Here is a 3,224-nt window from a genome sequence, read left to right on the forward strand (position 1 = left end):
GGGCGCCGGTGACGGGCGGCTGCAGGCCGCTCTGCTGCTGCGCCTGGCGGACGCGTGCGACCGGATCGGTGACGTACGCGCCGGTCGCAAGCACCGCAGGGCTGCCGATGAGCTGCTGGAAACCCAGGGATGAGGGGCAGGAAGCGGACCAGGCCTGCGAATCCAAAAGCTAAGTCTGAAAAGATTGCTGCTTTGTAAGGCTGGACAGCGCGGGATCCTTCATTAAACTGGCGGAGCCGTGGTCGACCGGGCTGCCTCCGTCAGCATCCGGAAAACCTCCCATGTGCAGACGTAGTGGGATGTGCGCCACGGGTGCTTCCGCCGTCCACCGACGGGGAGCTTCCGAGAATTCCCAGAGTCAAGGACCGTGATCGACGTGAAGGTCGGCATCCCCCGCGAGGTCAAGAACAACGAGTTCCGCGTGGCCATCACCCCGGCCGGGGCGCACGAGCTCGTACGCAACGGACACCAGGTCACCGTGGAGCAGGGCGCCGGCATCGGCTCCTCCATCCCGGACGAGGAGTACGTCGCAGCCGGAGCCACCATCCTGGGCTCCGCCGACGAGGTCTGGGCCACGGCCGACATGCTGCTGAAGGTCAAGGAGCCCATCGCCGAGGAGTACGGGCGCCTGCGCAAGGACCAGACGCTCTTCACGTACCTCCACCTCGCCGCCTCCCGTGAGTGCACGGACGCGCTGCTGGAGTCGGGCACGACCGCCATCGCGTACGAGACCGTGGAGACCGGTGGGCGCGCGCTGCCGCTGCTGGCCCCGATGTCCGAGGTCGCCGGCCGGATCGCTCCCCAGGTCGGCGCGTACCACCTGATGCGCTCGGCGGGCGGCCGCGGTGTGCTGCCGGGCGGCGTCCCGGGCGTCCAGGCGGGCAGGGCGGTCGTCATCGGCGGCGGTGTCTCCGGCTGGAACGCCACGCAGATCGCGACCGGTCTGGGCTTCCACGTGACCTTGCTCGACAAGGACGTCAACAAGCTCCGCGAGGCCGACCGGATCTTCGGCACGAAGGTGCGGACCGTCGCCTCCAACGCGTACGAGCTGGAGCGGGCCGTGCTCGAGGCCGACCTGGTCGTCGGTGCGGTGCTGATCCCGGGTGCGAAGGCGCCGAAGCTGGTGACCAACGAGCTCGTCTCGCGGATGAAGCCGGGAAGTGTTCTTGTCGACATCGCGATCGACCAGGGCGGCTGCTTCGAGGATTCGCGTCCCACGACCCACGCCGAGCCGACCTTCAAGGTGCACGAGTCGGTCTTCTACTGCGTCGCCAACATGCCCGGTGCGGTGCCCAGCACGTCGACCTACGCGCTCACCAACGCCACGCTTCCCTACATCGTGGAGCTGGCCAACCGCGGCTGGCGCGACGCCCTTCGCCGGGACGAGACCCTGGCCAAGGGACTCAACGTCCATGACGGCGAGGTCATTTACGGCCCGGTCGCCGAGGCGCACGGGCTCGACAGCCGCGAACTCGGCACGCTGCTCGGCTGATTCGGCACGTCAACAGCCTGCGTCAATTCCGATGACGGCACATCACCGGCCTCCCCCTGCCGCGGCGGGGCGGGGTCGGTGACGTGTTTCCGGGGTGTCTGAGGGCGGCTCAACTCGCCGCGAACACAACACTCTCGACCGATTTGAGCCCCGTCCTGAGGGGTGCCGTGGCGCTCATTGCCTCTTGACAGCGGAGTGTTGGCCGGTCGACACATCGTGGCGTCTCCGGCGGATTGTGTTGCTGAGGACCGCCGACACGCCATAGAGTCGCCAAACGTCGGCATGGTGTCACGCTGACACGTCTAGAAGTTTCCTGGTCACCAAGGAGGTAGGACGACTTGTGAATGAGTCGACATTTTCTCCCGGGGGTGGTCGACCGGGAGCACCTGCGCGGGGCCAGGAGTCCTCGGGGGCCGAGGATGTCGGCTCCGTAGCCGTTCGCACCTTCGCCGCCCACCAGTACGCAGCATCGACCACCACCACGACAGCCCACCAGCGCATGGACGGCCGCCAAGTGAACGCCATGGCCGGCAACTCCGCGGGCAACGAGTCCGCCGAACTCGCCGACTACAGTGACCCGCACCGCGTCGCCTACGGCGAGCTGCCCGAAGGGCACTTCTACGACCCTGACGCGGAATACGAACCGGACCCCGAGTACGCGGCCACCCTCGCACCCGACGCCGCACGGCAGCGCCGGGAGCGGATCGGCCCGACCGGGCGCCCCCTTCCGTACTTCCCGATCCCCGGACCGGTCAGTGAGCCCGGCCCGGCGAAGATCATCGCGATGTGCAACCAGAAGGGCGGCGTCGGCAAGACGACGTCGGCCATCAACCTGGGTGCGGCGCTCGCCGAGTACGGACGCCGCGTCCTGCTCGTCGACTTCGACCCGCAGGGCGCGCTGTCGGTGGGCCTCGGTGTCAACCCGATGGAGCTCGAACTCACCGTCTACAACCTGCTGATGGAGCGGGGCCTCGCCCCCGACGAGGTGCTGCTGAAGACGGCGGTGGCGGGGATGGACCTGCTGCCCAGCAACATCGACCTCTCGGCCGCCGAGGTGCAGCTGGTGAGCGAGGTCGCTCGCGAGTCGACGCTTCAGCGCGCCCTCCACCCCCTGCAGAACGACTACGACTTCATCGTCATCGACTGCCAGCCGTCCCTCGGCCTGCTGACGGTCAACGCGCTCACCGCGGCGCACAAGGTGATCGTGCCGCTGGAGTGTGAGTTCTTCGCACTGCGCGGCGTCGCCCTGCTCACCGAGACCATCGAGAAGGTGCAGGAGCGGCTCAACCCGGAGCTGGAGCTCGACGGCATCCTCGCGACGATGTACGACTCCCGCACGGTGCACAGCCGTGAGGTGCTGGCGCGCGTCGTCGAGGCATTCGACGAGCACGTCTACCACACGGTCATCGGGCGTACGGTCCGCTTCCCGGAGACCACCGTCGCAGGCGAGCCGATCACGACGTACGCCTCCAACTCCGTCGGTGCCGCCGCCTACCGCCAGCTCGCCAGGGAGGTGCTCGCCCGGTGCCACGCCGAGTGAGTCTCCCTGCAGCTGACGAACTGTTCCGTACGACCGGGGGGTCGGCCGTCCAGCCCTCGGCGCCTTCCCAGCAGAACCACAGCAACGGCGAGGAGCTTTCCGGAAAGGAGGCGCCGGGGTCGGCGAGAGTGCCCGCCCCCGGAGGCAACGCCCAGGGCTACCGAGAGCTCCACGAGGGCCAGAAGGTGACGT

Annotated in this window: 2 protein-coding genes and 1 pseudogene; all 3 read left to right on the forward strand. The window is 68.3% G+C overall.

The window, feature by feature from the left end:
- Positions 1 to 376 precede the first annotated feature (376 nt).
- A complete protein-coding gene (gene ald / locus H5J26_RS29770; protein WP_181769068.1) occupies positions 377 to 1,492 on the forward strand; it encodes an alanine dehydrogenase in 1,116 nt (371 codons plus the stop codon).
- 340 nt (positions 1,493 to 1,832) lie between these two features.
- Complete coding sequence (locus H5J26_RS29775; protein ID WP_181769067.1) at positions 1,833 to 3,032, forward strand: ParA family protein; 1,200 nt, start codon at positions 1,833 to 1,835, stop codon at positions 3,030 to 3,032.
- Positions 3,017 to 3,224 (forward strand): annotated as a pseudogene (locus H5J26_RS31110) (hypothetical protein); the annotation flags it as partial. The gene H5J26_RS29775 and the pseudogene H5J26_RS31110, both read left to right, overlap by 16 nt.

Source organism: Streptomyces albidus (ex Kaewkla and Franco 2022) (assembly GCF_013870515.1).
Taxonomy (GTDB): Bacteria; Actinomycetota; Actinomycetes; order Streptomycetales; family Streptomycetaceae; genus Streptomyces; species Streptomyces albidus.